This window comes from Sphingobium sp. BHU LFT2 (genome assembly GCF_018604485.1).
GTDB lineage: Bacteria > Pseudomonadota > Alphaproteobacteria > Sphingomonadales > Sphingomonadaceae > Sphingobium > Sphingobium yanoikuyae_A.
In genome coordinates, this window is sequence record NZ_JAFCGW010000013.1 from 1 (window position 1) to 17,346 (window position 17,346).

General features: G+C 62.0%; 19 protein-coding genes and 1 pseudogene. 11 read left to right on the top strand and 9 right to left on the bottom strand.

Features of this window, described 5'->3' with window-relative positions:
• The 4 genes from JQK15_RS19955 to JQK15_RS19970 all read left to right on the top strand — a co-directional run.
• On the top strand, positions 1-700 hold a 700-nt coding region (locus JQK15_RS19955), incomplete at its 5' end, for an IS3 family transposase (protein ID WP_214867173.1).
• A gap of 19 nt (positions 701-719) precedes the next feature.
• Entirely contained in the window at positions 720-1,145 is a 426-nt protein-coding gene (locus JQK15_RS19960) for a hypothetical protein (RefSeq protein WP_214867175.1), read from the top strand.
• A gap of 37 nt (positions 1,146-1,182) precedes the next feature.
• Entirely contained in the window at positions 1,183-1,581 is a 399-nt protein-coding gene (locus tag JQK15_RS19965) for a Rap1a/Tai family immunity protein (protein ID WP_214867177.1), read from the top strand.
• A 55-nt stretch (positions 1,582-1,636) separates the two neighbouring features.
• Positions 1,637-2,275: a hypothetical protein gene (locus tag JQK15_RS19970; RefSeq protein ID WP_214867179.1), complete on the top strand. Its 639-nt coding sequence runs from the start codon at positions 1,637-1,639 to the stop codon at positions 2,273-2,275.
• A 273-nt stretch (positions 2,276-2,548) separates the two neighbouring features.
• On the opposite strand, the gene JQK15_RS26985 is transcribed toward JQK15_RS19970, so the two are convergent.
• The gene (locus JQK15_RS26985) at positions 2,549-2,953 is read right to left on the bottom strand and encodes a helix-turn-helix transcriptional regulator (protein WP_353047240.1); all 405 of its coding nucleotides are present in this window, start codon (positions 2,951-2,953) and stop codon (positions 2,549-2,551) included.
• A gap of 9 nt (positions 2,954-2,962) precedes the next feature.
• Positions 2,963-3,676: pseudogene (locus JQK15_RS26990) on the bottom strand (AraC family transcriptional regulator ligand-binding domain-containing protein); the annotation flags it as partial.
• 129 nt (positions 3,677-3,805) lie between these two features.
• Here JQK15_RS26990 and JQK15_RS19980 point away from each other — a divergent pair.
• From JQK15_RS19980 to JQK15_RS20005, 6 genes are read left to right on the top strand one after another with little or no spacing between them, the layout of a single operon-like run.
• A complete protein-coding gene (locus JQK15_RS19980; protein ID WP_251007890.1) occupies positions 3,806-6,136 on the top strand; it encodes a TonB-dependent receptor in 2,331 nt (776 codons plus the stop codon).
• A 36-nt stretch (positions 6,137-6,172) separates the two neighbouring features.
• Complete coding sequence (locus tag JQK15_RS19985) at positions 6,173-6,703, top strand: nuclear transport factor 2 family protein (RefSeq protein ID WP_214867181.1); 531 nt, start codon at positions 6,173-6,175, stop codon at positions 6,701-6,703.
• A complete protein-coding gene (locus JQK15_RS19990; RefSeq protein ID WP_214867183.1) occupies positions 6,700-7,596 on the top strand; it encodes an SDR family NAD(P)-dependent oxidoreductase in 897 nt (298 codons plus the stop codon). The genes JQK15_RS19985 and JQK15_RS19990 overlap by 4 nt, the downstream gene beginning before the upstream one ends.
• Entirely contained in the window at positions 7,586-8,152 is a 567-nt protein-coding gene (locus JQK15_RS19995) for a nuclear transport factor 2 family protein (RefSeq protein ID WP_353047231.1), read from the top strand. Before JQK15_RS19990 ends, JQK15_RS19995 begins: the two co-directional genes overlap by 11 nt.
• The gene (locus JQK15_RS20000) at positions 8,152-9,030 is read left to right on the top strand and encodes an SDR family NAD(P)-dependent oxidoreductase (protein ID WP_214867185.1); all 879 of its coding nucleotides are present in this window, start codon (positions 8,152-8,154) and stop codon (positions 9,028-9,030) included. Before JQK15_RS19995 ends, JQK15_RS20000 begins: the two co-directional genes overlap by 1 nt.
• Positions 9,027-9,941, top strand: a complete 915-nt coding sequence (locus JQK15_RS20005) for an SDR family NAD(P)-dependent oxidoreductase (protein ID WP_214867187.1) — start codon at positions 9,027-9,029, stop codon at positions 9,939-9,941. The genes JQK15_RS20000 and JQK15_RS20005 overlap by 4 nt, the downstream gene beginning before the upstream one ends.
• Before the next feature lie 122 nt (positions 9,942-10,063).
• Here JQK15_RS20005 and JQK15_RS20010 read toward each other — a convergent pair whose 3' ends face one another.
• Positions 10,064-12,502, bottom strand: coding sequence for a hypothetical protein (locus JQK15_RS20010; RefSeq protein WP_214867189.1), 2,439 nt, complete (start codon positions 12,500-12,502; stop codon positions 10,064-10,066).
• Positions 12,503-12,865: 363 nt separating this feature from the next.
• Here JQK15_RS20010 and JQK15_RS20015 point away from each other — a divergent pair, with 363 nt between their 5' ends.
• On the top strand, positions 12,866-13,165 hold the full coding sequence (locus tag JQK15_RS20015) for a BA14K family protein (protein WP_214867191.1): 300 nt from the start codon (positions 12,866-12,868) through the stop codon (positions 13,163-13,165).
• Positions 13,166-13,177: 12 nt separating this feature from the next.
• Here JQK15_RS20015 and JQK15_RS20020 read toward each other — a convergent pair whose 3' ends face one another.
• From JQK15_RS20020 to JQK15_RS20045, 6 genes are read right to left on the bottom strand one after another with little or no spacing between them, the layout of a single operon-like run.
• Positions 13,178-13,507, bottom strand: coding sequence for a hypothetical protein (locus JQK15_RS20020; protein ID WP_214867193.1), 330 nt, complete (start codon positions 13,505-13,507; stop codon positions 13,178-13,180).
• 16 nt (positions 13,508-13,523) lie between these two features.
• Complete coding sequence (locus JQK15_RS20025; protein ID WP_214867194.1) at positions 13,524-14,033, bottom strand: hypothetical protein; 510 nt, start codon at positions 14,031-14,033, stop codon at positions 13,524-13,526.
• 1 nt (position 14,034) lies between these two features.
• Positions 14,035-14,565: a DUF4189 domain-containing protein gene (locus JQK15_RS20030; protein WP_214867197.1), complete on the bottom strand. Its 531-nt coding sequence runs from the start codon at positions 14,563-14,565 to the stop codon at positions 14,035-14,037.
• A gap of 8 nt (positions 14,566-14,573) precedes the next feature.
• Entirely contained in the window at positions 14,574-15,458 is an 885-nt protein-coding gene (locus JQK15_RS20035) for a DUF6999 family protein (protein WP_214867199.1), read from the bottom strand.
• A complete protein-coding gene (locus JQK15_RS20040) occupies positions 15,451-16,125 on the bottom strand; it encodes an iron-containing redox enzyme family protein (RefSeq protein ID WP_214867201.1) in 675 nt (224 codons plus the stop codon). The genes JQK15_RS20035 and JQK15_RS20040 overlap by 8 nt, the downstream gene beginning before the upstream one ends.
• A complete protein-coding gene (locus JQK15_RS20045; RefSeq protein ID WP_214867203.1) occupies positions 16,122-17,258 on the bottom strand; it encodes a 3-oxoacyl-[acyl-carrier-protein] synthase III C-terminal domain-containing protein in 1,137 nt (378 codons plus the stop codon). Before JQK15_RS20045 ends, JQK15_RS20040 begins: the two co-directional genes overlap by 4 nt.
• Positions 17,259-17,346 lie beyond the last annotated feature (88 nt).

Genomic DNA, 17,346 nt, shown 5'->3' on the forward strand with positions numbered 1-17,346 from the left:
TAAGGTCTACGGCTATCGCAAGCTACACGATGACCTGCTGGATCATGGCGAGACCTGCTGCCCCAACCGCGTTGCCCGGTTGACCAGGCTGGCGGCTATCAGGGCGCAGGTCGGCTACAAGCGCCGGCCCGGCAGCTATGGCGGCAAACCGTCCCTGGCGGTCGACAATACTCTGGATCGTCAGTTTGACGTCGCAGCTCCCGATCGGGCCTGGGTGACGGACATCACCTACATCCGCACCCTGGAGGGCTTTGCCTATCTGGCTGTCGTGATCGATCTCTATTCCCGCCGCGTGGTGGGCTGGTCGATGCAGAGCAGGCAGACCACCGATGCGGTGTTGCAAGCGCTGCACATGGCAGTATGGCGGCGCAAGCCGAAGCAGCGGGTGCTGATCCATTCGGATCAGGGTTCGCAGTTCACCAGCATGGACTGGGCGGCCTTCATCCGGGCTCACAATCTTGAGCATTCGATGAGCCGGCGCGGCAACTGCCATGACAACGCCGTCGCCGAGAGCTTTTTCTCCTCGCTCAAGCGAGAGCGCATCCGGCGCCGGACTTACAAAACACGCGAGGATGCCCGGCAGGACGTGTTCGATTACATCGAGATGTTCTACAACCCAGTGCGCAAGCAGGTCAGGAACGGGATGCTGTCACCCGCACAGTTCGAACGGCAGCAGATTTTGAAAGCAGAAGGCGTCTAGAAAACTAGGGGCTACTCAAGTGTTACCAGATATCCTTGATCGAAGCGCATTCTTTGTTTTGGCAGAGATTGCTCGAATCGAGGGGGCAGCGATAAGTATTTTCCATGCCGAGTTCGGCAAGCAGCCGGAGAAAACCACTAGCATGGATCCGGGGCGCGCATGGGACTGTCTTTTTCAGGTCTTGCACGAGGACATCATACTTGAATTCTCGCCCAAGCCGCTTTTTGTGTGGCTCCCCGCTGGCGAGCGCTTCCACGTCGTATTCGGAAGCAAGGCGATGATCGCCCAGATCGGCAATGTGCGAGATCAGGCTGGCTCGTTTTCAGCGTTTGTTGACGCATCGGGCCTGACTGAAAAAGGCAAGCAGTTCCTGCGGAAGGCTTATAAACGATACACGATACCCGAATGCGCAGGGTCAGCCATTTTGAGCAATCGCTTATATTGAAGTAGCGCTGTTGACCGTAAGATCAACGGAGTGGACGATGACGGCAGTTAATCAGTTTCGAGTAATTTTTCGGCTGCCGATACTCTCGGTAGGTTTGCCTATGAGCGTCGCGTGGGCACCCCCCGAAGGCAGGCGGCGCGACGGGATATTCAGCGGTTTAGACCATATCAGGGGATTGGAAGGCAGGGCGATAGATGGATCAGCCGGCAGCGAGCATGATCGTACTCTGTCTAGCGCCCGGGCCAACGCCTACATCTTTGGCGTGGCGGGCGCTACCAGCAAACGATGGTGCGGCGCAGTGACGATCCTGCCTCACGAACTTGTCGATCGCGCCTACACCTATCTGCGCGCCCTTCCATCCGATCGTCTTCAGGAAGGCGCGTCATCGCTCGTGGCCGATGGCCTTGCGGGCGCGTTCCCTTGTCGCGCCAACTGATGTTCGCGAAAATTTGTATGGCAAACGCGGTACGCGAGCACAGGACGCAACGATCATGGTACCAAAAACAACTCTCGCTATTCTCATTCTTCTGTCTGTCGGCATGTTGGTTCCCGCCACGATTGTGGCGACATCGAGGCTAACCCTGAGAAACGAAGCCGCCAAGGCTTCCACAGCGTCCGAACTGTCGACCCGACTCATCATATCGGTTGCACGGCCGCTGGACGAAACAGGAGGAGCGATCATCGTTTCCGGGCGACCGATTCCTGATGATGAGTGGCGTGCGCTAGAAGCAGACGGTGGCAACAATAGCAGGAAAGAGTTCAACCTACGCGTATCGTCTCCTGCGTCCATAGTGGATTTTGTCTATCCTCAAAGCGGCACCTATAGTTTTAAGATTCAACGCACGTCCTCGGACGACGCGACACCTCTCAGGACAAGGCAGATTCTGATCGGCAGCGCCGAGGTGCACGATCCTGAAACCAATAAGCTGGTGACCTGGCCATCAATGAGCGTCATTCATGTCGAAGGCGACACTTATGATGCGGGATGGGCGCGGATATTCGCTTCGACCTTTGATGGAGCCTTCAGGCAGGAAGACAAGGATGCTCTCCTGATTCAGCGATTCGCTGCTGGACGTATTTTATCGCTGTCCCGAAGTGCGATCGAAGCTGTCGTACAGGATAGCAAATAGCTTCATAGCATGGAGAAAGTATTTTGTATTTCTGTATTCTATATAGTTCGTCGGGTATGAGAAATCGCAGAGTGACCGTCCAGTTGATGCGGGCCAGCATCTGAGAGCATTTATTTCATTCTGACATAGCGACAGAGGGTGATGATGCGTTTACCTTATGTAATAGCTGTCGTCGCATCCATGGCGGGGATTGGGGGCCGCATCCGCTCGTTTGTCGTCAGGGAGAGGGACGCGCGAATTTGAGGGCGCTTCGCTTAACCAATGAAGGCAAAATCAGCCGTGCTGTCGGGAAGGGTGCGAGCCTCGTATCCGCGTGGGAGAATCCCCGAACCAGCGTCGGCAACTGCGAGAGAACACCGCCTGCTCGGCGAAGCCCAGTTTCTCCGAAATCTCACGGAAATCGAGATCGGTCTGCTGAAGGTAATAGAGCGTCATATCCCGGCGGACGTCGTCCTTGACTTCCTGAAAGCTGGTGCCTTCCTCCTTCAGCCGGCGTCGCAAGGTGCGATGGTGGATGTTCAGCGCACGTGCGACTTCAGCGCTTGCGCAGTCCCCCTGGGCCAGCCTGCGCATGATGAGCCCGCGCACTTCGGCTTCGAAGGGCGGTCGGTGCTTGGGATAATGCCTCTTGATGTATGTCACCAATTCCCGGTGGACTTGCGCGTTCTGGCGCAGCATCGGGCTGGCCAGGTCGCGGTCCGAGAACGTGATCCCGTCCGCCGGCTCTCCGAAACGGACCTCGCAGCCGAAATAGCGGTGATAGTCGCGAGGTGGCGACAGGGGTTCGTGCCTGAAGTGAACACAGCGCGCTCGTGCGTAACCGCCAGTCATCTCCATGGCCTCGACATGGCCGATCAGAAGAATCTGCTCGATGGCCTGGATACGCTCGGCGCTGGTCTCCAGCAGCAATTCATGTCCCGCGAAAATAGTGCCCTCGGCAGGATATGGCCGTAGCCACACGCGCGCGCCGCGGCTGTGAGCGCCGATGTGCGCGCTTGCGAAGTGTAGGGCGTCTCCGAATGTTTTCTAATGGCGCATGGTGTTGCCCAGCGGCCCGAAGATCGCCCCTCCGCGCTGCCGAAGTGCCAGCCGCATTCCAAAATCGCGACAGCCCAGGCGGTTGGCCGCATGGGCCAGTAGCCGGATCGCCTCCGGATATGTCAGTTCGACGATGTCATCGCGAAGGTCCCGGGCGGATATACCGGCCAACGGCAAGAGTTCGTTAGCGTCGCCGCCAAGTGATTTCACCAGTTCCGGAAAATGCCGAAGTAGCGGATTATTGAGGCGCCCAAATTCCGCATCGGCGATGAATGGCATCGGCGGGTCTTTCGCATACAAGGGAAGGGCGATGATCAGGGGATTCGGGGTTGGCGTCGCCCCCCTTCGGTGCAAAGGCTGCATCGCCTGTCCACTTCGGTCAAGTCGCCACCTCAAATCTGCGGCATGAGCCTGGGGTGAACGAGTATGCGTGGCTGCGAGTGGCCACGCTGTTTCCCAGAATTGCAAGGACCACAGGTCTACGGGGAGGGAATGATGACTACACGCGTTACCAAGGCCGCCGCATCTCTGCTGGCTATCGAGGCAGTCTTCGTAACCGCTGCTCCGGCCCTGGCGCAGGAGTCGACTGGCGAGGGCGGTGCCAACGAGATCATCGTCACAGCGCAGCGGCGCGAGGAAGCCTCGCGCGATGTGCCGATCAGCGTGACGACCTTGGGGCAGGACCAGCTCTCAACCGCGAACGTGCGGCAGCTTTCAGACACTGCCAAGCTTACGCCCGGCCTGCGCTTCGATGCGCAGGGGCCAGCGGTACAGCCGACCATCCGCGGCGTCGGCACCGCCATCACGACCTCTGGTGGTGGCCCGAACGTCGGCATCTACGTAGACGGCTTTTTCCAGGCCAACACCTACTTGTCGGATTTCGACCTGCTCAATGTCCACAGTATCCAGGTGCTGAAGGGGCCGCAGGGCACGTTGTTCGGCCGCAACACCACCGGCGGCGCCATCATCGTCACCACCGCCGAGCCGAGCACCGATACGAGCGCACAGGCCAAGGTCAGCTACGGCCGCTTCAACTCCCTCAAGGCGCAGGCTTACGCCACCTATGGCATCAGCGACAGGGTCGCCCTTGACATCGAGGGGCTATACCGCCGGGGTGATGGCTACTTCACGGAAATCGGCACCGGCGACGACAAGATCGGCCAGTACGAGAACTGGTCGTTGCGCCTGGGCCTCAAGGCTGAACTGACCGACGATGTCTCGGTCCTGCTGCGCTGGGTTCATGCGGAGACGGACGATCCCACCACGCAGCTGGTGAACGCCTATGTCGATAAAAGCGGCGATGCCGGCTTTTTCGACAAGGTATCGCCCGCAGGACTGGCGATCTACGGGCTAAACAGCTCGAAGGGGCTTCCGCTGGTCGGCTACGGAACACCTGCCTCCGCCTACGCTACGCGGCCGGGCGAAATTCTGCTCAACAAGCCGCTGAGCTTCCGCACCAATTCGGATGCGCTGCAGGGGACGATTAACGCCGACCTCGGCTTCGCGGACCTGACCAGCTACACCCAGTATCGCAAGGACCTGTCGCCCTACTACGGTGACCTCGATGCGACGGCGATTCCCGCGTTCAACATCTACGTCGGGGTCGATGACGAGACGTGGAGCCAGGAATTCCTACTGAACTCGAAGCCGGGTAGCCGGCTGCAGTGGACGGCGGGGCTCAACTACTTCCAGATCCGCGACACCTGGACGATCGGAGCGTCGTTCGGCGGCGCGCCGTTCGCGCCCTTCGGCGGTTCCAGCACCAAGACGACGTCCTATGCGGCGTTCCTTGACGCGACCTACGAGGTCAATGACCGGTTCTTCGTGACACTTGGGGGGCGCTATAGCCACGACGTGGTGGGCGATGCCTACTTCACCGCCAACTTCACGACGCCGCTGACCGGCTACACCGGCCCCGATGGCGAGAACGTGCCCTTCACCGGCAACCCGGGCGACCGCATCCCCGTGAACACCCTCAAGAACGACAGCTTCACCCCGCGCGTCGTGCTGCGCTACAAGCCAAGCGAGGATTCGAGCGTCTACGGATCGTTCACGCGCGGCTACAAGGCGGGCATCCTCAACGTCGGCGGCTATTCGCAGCAGCCGGTGAAGCCCGAGAAGATCAACGCCTTCGAAGTCGGCTACAAGTTCGACAACCGCACGCTGCAGGTCGACCTTGCCGGCTTCTACTACGACTACAAGAACCTTCAGGTGTCGAGCTACCAGGACGGCGCGGCGCAGATCCGCAATGCCGCTTCCTCGGAGATCTACGGCCTCGAGGCGCAAGTGCGCTATGCCGTCAGCCGGGACTTCAACCTTAACGCCGGCGTCGCCTGGACCCATGCGCGGTACAAGTCGTTCCCGAACGCGCCGTTCTACGGCTATTGCGACCCCGCTGTCACCGACTTCGCCAATCCGATGAACTGCGCCTATTCGGGCACCCAGAACCCCGGCGGCATCGTCCAGGCATCGACCGACGCCTCGGGCTACAAGATGCAGCGCGCGCCCGAGTTCACCGGCAATGTCGGCGCGAGCTACGGCCTCGATCTGGGCGGCGGCAGGCTGCTGGTTTCTGGCAACCTCTACTACACCTCCAGCTTCTACTTCGATCCGGAGCAGCAGTTCCGGCAGAACGGCTACGAGGTGCTGAGCCTGCGCGCGCAGTGGACCGATCCGAGCGAGACGTTCACTGTCGCCGCCTTCGGGGACAACGTCACCGGCCGACGCTATCGCACGCAGGTGCTGTTCAACACGCTCGGTACCGGCTCGGTCTGGAACTCGCCGGTCACCTATGGTGTCGAATTGGGCGTGAAATTCCGTTAATTTTGCATAGGCAGCCATGATCGAGTGGAGTTTCCGATGGAAGAAATACTGCACGAACTGCTCGACCGCGAGGCGATCCGTTCGTGCGTCGCCCGCCTGGCACGCGGCGAGGACCGGCGCAGCGCCGATGTCATCCGCTCTTGCTGGTGGCCCGGGGCGCGCTTCGACTATGGCGTCCATGGCGGCGATTTCGAAACCTATCTCGCCTGGGTCGTACCCGGAGCCGAGGCGATCAAGGACACCCAGCACCTGCTGGGCCAGACCCATATCGAACTGGACGGCGACGTGGCCAAGGCCGAGACGCACGTCTTCTCGTACCATCGGGTAGACATGGGCGAGGGCGACCGCGACACCTGCATCGGCGGGCGCTACCTCGACCGCTTCGAGAAGCGCGGCGACGAATGGCGCATCGTCGATCGCGTGATGCTCTACGACTGGGAGCAGGACTGGGGCGCGGCGGCCGACTGGTCGAAGGGCGTGATGGGTTATCCCTTCACCGCCGAGCATTTCCCGGGCCGCGCCAAGGGCGACTACTCAGAGCGCTGGTTCGCCGAGGACAAGGCATGAGCGCGCCGCTTGCCGGCAAGGTGGCGCTGGTCACCGGCGCCAGCCGTGGGATCGGCAAGGGGATCGCACTTGTCCTCGCCGAGCAGGGTGCGACCGTCTACGTCACCGGCCGCACCGTGCGCGAGGGTGACTACTACCTGCCGGGCACGGTGGGCGGCACTGCCGCCGGGTGCGACGAGCGGGGCAGGGGGAGCGGAGGCCGGGGCATCGCCGTCGCCTGCGACCATGGCGACGACGCGGCGGTGGAAGCGCTGTTCGCCCGCATTGCCTCGGAAGCGGACCGGCTCGACATCCTCGTCAACAACGCCTTCACCCTTTCGGACGACCTGCTGGAGCCCAAGGGCTTCTGGGAAAAGCCGCTATCGAACCTTGAGATGTGGGATGTGGGGGTGAAATCCAACTACGTCGCGGCTTGGCACGCGGCCAAGTTGATGGCGCCGCAGAAGTCGGGACTGATCGTCGCCATCTCTGGCTTCGCGGTAGTGACTTATACCTATGGCGTGATCTTCGGCACGTCCAAGTCGGCTGTGGACCGCATGGCGCGCGACATGGCGATCGAGCTGGAACCCCACGGTGTCGCCTCGCTCACCTTGTGGCAGGGCCTGACGCTGACGGAAAAGGCCAGGGACAACCTTGCCAGGATGGGGGACAAGATGACCAAGTCGATCACCTCGATGCAGGGAAGTTCGGTGGAGCATCCCGGCCGCGTGATTGCCGCGCTGGCAGCCGATCCGGATGTGATGAAGCGCTCCGGCGGCGAATACGTCACGGCGGAACTCGCCCAGGAATACGGCATCACCGATGTGGATGGCAGCACCATCGCTTCCGCCCGCGAAAGCTGGGGCTCGCCGATCTGGAAGCCGATCTCGGAGGTGAACTACCGTGGCAAGTGACCGCCTCACGCGCCGTGATGCGCGCATCGACGCGCTGCTCGACAAGCAGGACATCCAGGAATGCCTGGCCCGCTTCTCGCGCGGGATGGACCGTTTCGACCGCGATATCTACCTTTCCGCCTTCTGGGACGATGCCGAGATGGCGGCGGGTCCCTTCGTCGGCAGCGCGGCGGATTGCTGGGACTGGGCCGTGCCGATGCACGAGGCCGGACAGATCGTGACGCACCACGCCCTGCTGCAGACGATGATCGATCTCGATGACGATGCCGCGCATTCGGAGACTTACTACCAGTTCGTCGGCCGCAACCGCGACGAGAGTCTGTGGATCGCCGGCGGGCGCTACATCGACCGGCTCGAGCGCCGTGACGGCGAATGGCGGATCGCCCTGCGCACCAACGTGATCGAGTGGGGCTGCCTGCCCCCACCCATGCCGATTCCCTTTGCCGACGTACCTGACATCGCGGTCAACGGCGTATCCTCGCGCAGCCCGGAGGACCCGTCCTACCAGCGCCCGCTGGTGAATCGCCGGGCGCCCGCGAACCCGGCGAAGTCCTGATGGGCACGCTCGCGGGCCGCGTCGCCGTCGTCACCGGAGCAAGCCGGGGGATCGGCAAGGGCGTCGCCTGTGCGCTCGCCGATGAAGGTGCGACCGTGTACGTCACCGGGCGAACCGTCGGCGCCGGGGGGCATGTCCTTCCGGGGTCGCTGGAAGAAACCGTGGCGGAAGTCAACGCGCGCGGCGGGCGCGGCGTGGCGGTTGCCATGGACCTCCTTGACGACGCACAGATCGCTGCGGTGTTCGAACAGGTCCGCCGCGAAGAGGGGCGGCTCGACGTGCTGGTCAACAACGCCATGGCCATTCCCGATTCCATGACGCAGCGCACCGGCTTCTGGGAAAAGCCGCTCGCCGACGAATGGCAGATATGGCACACCGGCATGCGTGCGGCCTTTATCGCCGCCTGGCACGCCGCGCGGATCATGGTGCCGCAGGGATCGGGCCTGATCGCCGGGCTCTCGGGCTATGTGGGAGTGACCTATACCTACGACGTCGTCTTCGGCACGACCAAGACCGCCATGGATCGCATGATGCGCGACATGGGCCACGAACTGCGCGGAACGGGGGTATCCGCCGTCTCGCTCTGGCAGGGGTTCACCTATACCGAGCGCGCGATGGAGAACCTGAAGACGGTGCCCGGCATGGCCAGCCAGTTGAACAGCGCCGTCGGCTCCTCGCCCGAGTTTCCCGGGCGGGTGATCGCGGTACTGGCGGCGGACACGCAGCTTGCCGCGAAGTCGGGCGGGACTTTCGTCAATGCCGAACTGGCCGCCGAATACGGCCTGACCGACCGGGACGGGCGCACGATCCCCTCCTTGCGCGAGAGCCGGGGTGCACCGCTCTGGGAACCGGGATCGACAACATGGAGAATGCCATGAGCGAGCGTCGTTTCGATGGACGCGTCATTGTAATTACCGGCGGCGCGCGCGGGCTGGGGTTTGCCTATGCGCAATTGCTCGGTTCGCTTGGCGCGCGTATCGTAATCAATGACAACGGGAGCGCCATGTCGGGCGAGGGTGGCGGTTGCGGTCCGGCTGAGGACGCGGCCGAGGCCTTGCGCGCCACGGGCTGCGAAGCGGTGGCCTCCACTGACAGTGTCGCGAGCCCGGAAGGGGGCAGGGCTATCGTCGAGGTCGCGCTCGATGCGTTCGGGCAGATCGACGTGCTGATCCATTCGGCAGGCAACGTGCGCTATGGTGCGCTCGATGCGATCAGCCATGAGGATTTCCGCGCGGTGATCGACGTTCATCTGCTCGGCGCGTTCAACGTCGTGCGCCCCGCGTTCGAGCGGATGGCGGCGGCAGGCTACGGGCGCGTGGTGCTCAGCGGCTCGATCGGCGGGCTTTACTCCATCGCTCACGGCGTGAACTATGCCATGGCGAAGTCGGCGATGATCGGCCTCAACAACATGGTCGCCATCGAAGGGGCGGATCGGGGCGTGAAGTCCAACGTGATCCTGCCCGGCGCGGTCACGCGCATGGCGGACGGGCTTGACGTGAAGCAGTATCCGCCAATGGGGCCCGAGCTTGTCGCACCCGTGGTCGGCCTGCTGGCGCATGAAAATTGTCCGGTCTCAGGCGAACTTTACGTCTCAATGGCGGGCCGCATCGCGCGGGCTTTCATCACCGAAACGCGAGGCGTCTACCGCCCGGAATGGACCATTGACCAAGTCGCCGCCGACCTCGATGCCATTCGCGACGAAGCCACGCGTTGGACGTTCCACCCGCTCGAGAACGGTTTTGCCGAGCACATGGCGCGAAGTTTCGCGATGGCGCGCGGGAGCAGATAGTCTGGTGATCGGCACTGAGAAGTAACCCGAACGAGTCAGGGTCGCAAGGACAAGCAGTTTTTGCCGAATCAAATAGGCGCGCGCTCGCTGCCCAAGTTGGCTTGCAACGTGGCCAGTGTATATCAGAACCGCTTGAAAAGGCGCAGGCTGATCGCCCGTCCCAACGGATCGAGATAAGCGGCTTGCTGACTGATCGGCGTCTCGCCGGATCGGTCACGAACTTGCGGGCGGGCGTTGGTAATATTCTTGACGTTGAGGTCGATCATCAGTTTTTTTGCCCACCCTGCCTTGGGATAAAGTTGCTCCATGTCGGCATAGATGATGAGACCGGTCGTCCCCAGGCTCGCGAAACGCAGATCCGCTTCAGCGATCGGGCTGCGTACCCTGCTCCCGGAATGCCACACGGACTGCAAATACATGCCGAGACCATTGCGCGACAGTCCGAGATCGGCCTGTACATCCCAGCGTGGCCTGCCGCCGCTCGCTGAAATACTGTCCCCGCCCAGAAGGTCGAGCGGCGGAGCGCCGGGCGCGAGCACCAGCCTGTCTTCCAGCTTCCAGGCCGGCGTCACCGAGGCATGAAGGTAGGTCATCTTCTGCAGTTCGCCTTCAGGCGGCTTCTCCGGCTTCGCCCCGATCTGTCCGGAATAGGTGACTGTCGCCTTGACCGTCCGATGCTTCTCGCGATGAAGGTTGACCGGCCGCAGATCGACCGTCGTCAGTTGTCCTGTTTCATCACGTACAAAACGATCCTGATAGGCAGCGGCAATAGCCGGTGTCAGAATGGAAAGGCTCGCCGACTGATCGCGTATTGCGGCCTCTTCATAGATGATGCTGGTGCGCAAGGCTTCGGTAGGCAGCGGACGAAAATTGGCAGTGAATGTCAGCGTGCGACGCCGTTCCGCCAGCAGGTCGGAGTTGCCTCCGGCGATCGACGTGACGAGGAGGCTCTCGCCTGACACAAGATCGACGAACGGCGTGTTGGGGGTCGCTGTCCGAGGTGCGCCGAGAAGATCCAGCTTTGGCGCGGTCTGCGCATGCCTGAGCGTCGCGAGCAACTGGACCCGCTTTGCGGGTGTCCAGATCAGGCTCGCATGCGCGTTCTTGAGCGCTGCATAGCGACTGATCGCGGTCAGGCCACCCGAGAGCTCGGCTGAAAGCCGTCCCAGGAAGGGCAACACATTGTCGGCCGCCGACGCGATCGGTATCGCCGCTGTTACCGCACCGCCGCCCTCGCTTCGCCCGATATGAGCATCCGCGTCGGGAAACATGGCCGAGGCACTGTCGCTGGACGAGCGCTGCGCACTCAGCGTGGCGGTGAGGCTGACCGGTCCGGCAGGAAGCGATCCGATGATGCCGTTGAGGATAAGTTGGGCATCGGTCGTATTCTGGACGGAGCGGGACCGATCCGTCACACTCGGATCGGGCCCCTGTGCAGATATGATCGAGAACGGGTCGCTGCCTGACAGGACAGCCGCCTGCACCTCGCTGAGATCGAAGCCGAGTTCGCTGGCGATCCTACTGCGTTTGCGATCGTGATTGAGGCGTAGCGACCAGTTCCATCCGCTGAGAGTCCCGGTCAAGCCTGCGGCCGCGTGTAGGGACAGCATATTGCCGCGCTGCTCCAGCGGGCCAACCTCGACCAGATAACGATTGAGGAGGATATCCGTGGCAAAAGGCGCGTAGCTATTGTCCGCGGGTACAAGGATCGAGGCCGCTGCCAGCCCTTGAAGCGACCGGCTGCGCTCCTGTTCAACCGAGAGACTGAGCGCGCCGGTAATATCATCCGAGATCGGCTGACTGAGGAAGCCCGAAATCTTCATCGATCGCTTTACCGGCTGAAGGCTACGATAGGCGCCAAGGTCGCTGACATTGGGTCGGTTCGCACCGGACAGGTAGGCATTGAGGATGTTGCGCTCACCAGGATCGAGCGGGACAGCGGCTATAGTCACGGTCTCGCCCGCGAGCATGCTGAACCGGGGATCGATTTCCCCGCCGTCCAGACCGGTAATGTTACCGGTGCTGTCGAAAATCTGGTCGGGATCGGGCCGGATCGACCGTCGGCTCTGCCGCAATTCGCTCTGATCCAAGACTGTGGCTGAGAGGGTCAGGCGGCTCTTGCCGCGAAGGCGCGTCATGGCAAGACGCCCGTCCCGCGCTCCGCCCCCGCCATCCGTACTGGCCTGGCCGTTCACCATAGCTTCGAAGCCCTGAAATTTGGGCTTGGTGACGAGGTTCATCACGGGCTGGTTTGGCGAATATCCCAGTCGCGCGGCGGCCACCTGAGGCAGAACGTCAAAGGACAGGAGTGCATCGAAGGGCAGCGTCTCCACTTCATCATCGTCGAGCGGCCGACGGCCGTTGATGGCGAATACCGGATTCGAGCCGTCGGGACCCTTTGCTTCCGCCCCCAGTCTTTGCATCAGATCCTGAATGCTGGTGATGCCCAAAGCTCGCAGGTCCTGCGCGTCGAAATGGCGAAGCGGCTGTGTGTCGAGCCTTCCTTTTTGACCAGTGACGACAATATCCTGGGCGTGAGCCTCAGTTCCAGTCTGAACCAAGATTACTGCGCTCGGACACAGGAGCGCAAAACAGCCTGAAACTCTCGCTCTATATGTCTGCCCGTTCATGGTCTCAGGAATGGCCGCTGTGACATGGGGATGGAAGACTTAAAATTCGCGAAAACTGGCTGTGCGCTATCGTTCCCCAGACATTTGCTCGCCGCTCGCCAGTTGCGAGGGCGAAATTAGAGTAGGGGTCATCGATCACTCTTATCCCGCCCGACCTCTCTTGCAATTTTTCATTTCCATCACGCTAAGGTGCCGCAGGGCTGAGACGAATTGAGATGCGTTCACCCGAAAATATTTTCCATCGTTCAATTAATCGGTATAGCATCCTTGTCGATAGAAACGAGGGAGCCCTCCATGCGGAAATCGAGGTTCATCGCTTTCGGGATTGCAGCTGTTAGCCTGGTCGCCTCGGCTGTTCCGGCCTTTGCTCAGGACTATCTGGGCGCCCATCTTCAGGCTCAACGCGACGCGAACATTCGGCTGCATCAGCAGCGTATGGTCAAAAATCAGCAGGCCAAGCGCCGCGGCGCAGCCAAGGAGCAGCGCATGTCAAAACGGCAGTGGGAATGTGCCCGGCGTTATCGGGGCTACGACATCAGCACCGATCGCTATGTCGTTCGGCCGGGCGTCACTGCGAAATGCCCTTTGTCCTGACTGGCTGCGGCTTCACAATCCGGCACAGGCAGGCTGCAGCACTTCGATCGCACGGACCAGCCGTGCCGGTGGCGGTGCGGAGACAATGACGCGCTGAATGCAACTGGCGAGGAGTCGATGAGATTTCTCGCGGCTGCATACCAGATCGGCGGACCCGTCGTTCGCAAGGCTGTTCTCACCGCATTCAAACCCTGCTGCCAGGAGGGATGCTGAGGCCTGCTCCAGCGGCATTCCTGTGCGGACGTGCGTCCTGATCTCGGCGGCGAAATCCGATTGCGAACTGGCCGCACACGACGCCAATAGCGGGGCAAGGAGAAGACCCGGGCAAGCCTTTGCGATCATCGACTATCCTTCACGTTCATTCGCGGGCCGCACAGGCAGAAAGCCAGGCACGGTCTTCCTCGGACAGCGGGAGGCGATCGGCGGAAGTTCGGGTCATTCCCGCGTCCTCCGCCACGCTATTACAGCCGGAAGACGACGGCGTCAGCCGATCGCGGCACAGATGGAGTGTCTGATTGTAGCTGCGCCATCCATATGGGTCTGCACCGTTCGGCGCCCGGGCAGTGCAATAGGCGTCGGTCTCCATGCCACGATCACCGCAGATCCGATCGAAATGCACACGGTTCCCATCTGCTGTCCCGGTGAGACGATGGGTATAGTAAGCGTTCGTGGCAAAATCCTGACTTATTGCGCAGACCCGCTGCCCCTTCTGGATCATGGCTTCCCAAGCCCAGATCGACTCACCCTGATAGGTATCTCGATGCTCCCAAGCCCCGGAAAATGGCGCTCCCTTCTCCTGCTGGGAAAGCGCGACGGACGCCGGTACGAGGAGCGCCGCCAGAACAGTGCAAGCAAGACGGACGATCATATCAATTCTCCAGAACAGGCGCGCTGCATGCGGAATAGACGATCCGGCATTGAAGCCCGCCATTTTTCTCCGAACAGCTGGAGAGCGCAATGCTGGTAGCCTGGGTGATGGTTGCGGCGCTTTGGTTGATGCTTTGCCCGCCGGCTGCAGCTTGGCCGTTGTGGAACGGATCGGCGATCACCACGCACTGATTATGATAGGCAAGTAACAGTTGGCATGCCCGACCGCCCAATCCCTCGCATTTCTGTATGGCCGCCTGGGTAGCACGCTTCTCGGAACGCTGGCCGGTCGCGGTCCCTGTTGATCCTGTCTCGTTGTCGTAAGCGATCGCTCCCCATGTCGTTCTCCACCGCGGCGCTGCCGGTGCCGCTTCCGGTCCCGGCGCGGCGGGCGCATCGGGTAGGCACATGGCGCCCCCTTGCTGCGCGCCATAGGGACAGGCGGTCTGTGCGAGCGCAGGGACATTCAGGAGCGCGAGCGCGATAACGGCAATCGCCGACAGCCCGGCGGTGTTGAGTAATCGTCTCGTCATCCTACCTCCTAATCAGTGTGGCGCGCTTTCATTTCACGCAGGAAGCCATGAAGCAGTTCGGTCGAGAGGCCATGGAGCATCAGCCGAAACCCCGCGCGCAGTGTGCTGTGCGGCACCATCGGATGCTGATTGACGACCATCGCCAGATGTTTTTCTTCTCCCGTCAGCCGCGCCACATAGAGACCGATCGTCTCATCCAGTTGCAGCGAGTTCGTCGCGCGCCAGAAATCGCGGTCGGTCAGCAGCAGGGCATAAGCGGGCGTATAGAGCTCGATCGCCGTCTGAAGGTCGATAAAGGCGAAGCGTCCGCGCGGCAGTGGATCAAGGGCAATCTCATCAGTGATCGCCGAGAAATCGAGGCTTTGCACCCGCTCGATCCGCGCGCCGCGCTTATCCAGCTCCGCGTTGAGGGCGATCAGGAAATTGTAGATATTGAGGTCGTGACGCAGGAACAGGTCGTCACGCACGTCGTCGATCCGGCGTGGCTCCATCGGCCACAGGTCCGGGCGAAATCCGGGCGTCGCATTGTCGGCGATGAAACGCAGTATCTGCGCACCCAGGTGGAAGTGGCGCAGGATCAGGAGATTGGCATCGGGCGTCAGGAAGTGCCGCATGCCGAACGCGATCGTCCGATGCAGCAAGCGCGGTGCATGCGGCCAGCGCGGACTCACGGTATGGACCAGTTGCGCCGCGATGATCGACAGGCGGGCGAAGGGCCGAACCAGCGGCAGCAGGAATTGCCGGCTGCGCGAGCGCTGGTCGCGCAACAGCGCCGCCTTGGCCCGTGGATCGATGGGCAGCGAGCGATCCATCATCAGCGCGAGCCAGGGATCGGGATCGTTCCTGTCCCAATCGGCGAGACTAAGCCCGTCGGAACCGGCGCGATCAGACATTGTCCAGTTCTTCCAATTGCAGGCGGTAGAGCCGCGCGATAACCTTGGCGTGGCGGATGACATCGGTGGCGGTCGCGGCGTCTTGTACGGCAAGCGCCAGCGCCTCGTCGAACATCGCCAGATGATCCTCATCATTCTCGCCATGATAGGCGAGGAAGCTCACTGCTTCCTGCGGCAGGCCAAGCTGCTCGCGGATCATCGCCGCCCATGGGCCGGCGAGGCGCTGGCCAAGCCCCTCGATGATGAACATGGCGCCAAGCAGGCCAACCGGGTCCGGCTGCGAGGCGGCATGAAACATGAAGGCGCTCAACGCCTCCGAGCCGATGTTGCGGGAGCCACCGCGAATGGCTTCGCGATCGCCGCCCGCCGCGACATAATTGTCCTCCAGCAGCCGATAGTCCCTGTGCTCGGCGGCAGCATGGCGGATGAACAGCGAGCGCAATTCCTCATGCGACAGGTTGGAGGCCGCGCGGCTAATCCAACGGCCCCCGTCGACCACCTGCTGACGCAGATTGAACAGGAGGCTGCGATAGTCCTCGATCCGCAGCCGTCCGCCCAGCAGCCGCGCAATGACCGGAACGGTCGCCAGCGCGCTTTCGAAATCGATCCATATCCTTGCCAGTCCCCGCTGGGCGGCTTCCACATGCGTTGAGACCGTCGCGCTCATCCTTCTCTCTCCACCACAGTCATCAAGGCGTGGGCCATGATGCATTGGCCGCTCTCCGGCACGGCGCACAGGATCTTCTGCCCCGGACGCAATTGCTGCGACCGCAGCAGGTCGTCGATCAGCAGGAAGGGCGACGCCGCGCCGACATTGCCCTTGTCATAGAGGTTCGTGAACCAGCGCTCCTCCGGGATCATACAGCCGGCCCGCGTGGCGAGCCGCACCATCTCCTCGCGCAGGGATTTCGCGGAAAAGTGGCACAGGAACCAGTCGATCTCATCGGGCACGAAACGCCCCTCATCGACGAGCCGCATGAATTCGCCGAGCCAGACCGGCAACATGCGATGCAGCGCGTCCATATCCTGCCGCAACTGGAAGGCTCCGCGCGAAGCCGCCTCGCTTATCGAGGCGGAATGGCTCCAGGGCATGATGACCCCATCTTCGCCTTTGACCGCCCCGCCGGTCATGCACGGCGCGAAACGATCCGCAAAGGAGCGCGACATAATCCAGTCGATCCGAAGCGACAGTCCGTGTGCGGCGGGACGGTCCTCGATCAGCACACCGGCTGCGCCATCGCTCAGCGTCCAGCGGAGGAATGCCGCGTCGCGCGGCAGCACGCCGTCCGCGGACAGGGTTTCGGTCCCGATATAGTGACCGGGACGAAAATAGCGGCTCGCAAATTCCGCACCGAGCGCCAGAGCGGCGCGATGCTCTCCCGCCGCGACCTGAAGAGCGGCGCCTTTGAGCGCCATCATCGAGGAGGCGCAGACGCTCTGATGGCTCGACAATTCGAGGGGCGGCAGACCGGACAAGCCGTGAACGGCGCTTGCGAGGCCCGGCACCAGAAGGTCGTTCTGCGTGGTCGCTGTCGCGAGATAGCCGATGGCGTCGCGGTCCAGTTCGGCGCGTGACAGCAGATCATCCAGCGCCGCAGCTGCGAGATGTGACACTGTCCAATCGCTCTCGCCGTTCGAATCCATCGCATAATGGCGGTGACGGATGCCATTCTGCCGCAACGCCAGGCGCCCTTCACGCTCGCAACGCTCTGAGATCATACCGATATGCGCCGAAATGGCGTCATTGGCGATCGGCTTGCCCGGCAGAAACTGTCCGCTTGCTGTTATGAAAGACTGCATCGCCGCTCCAATTGGCCAGTGCTCAATAAAGCGACTTGCCATTTTTGTGAACGATGTTCAATATTCTTGCGTCCTCGGAGGAGCCTTT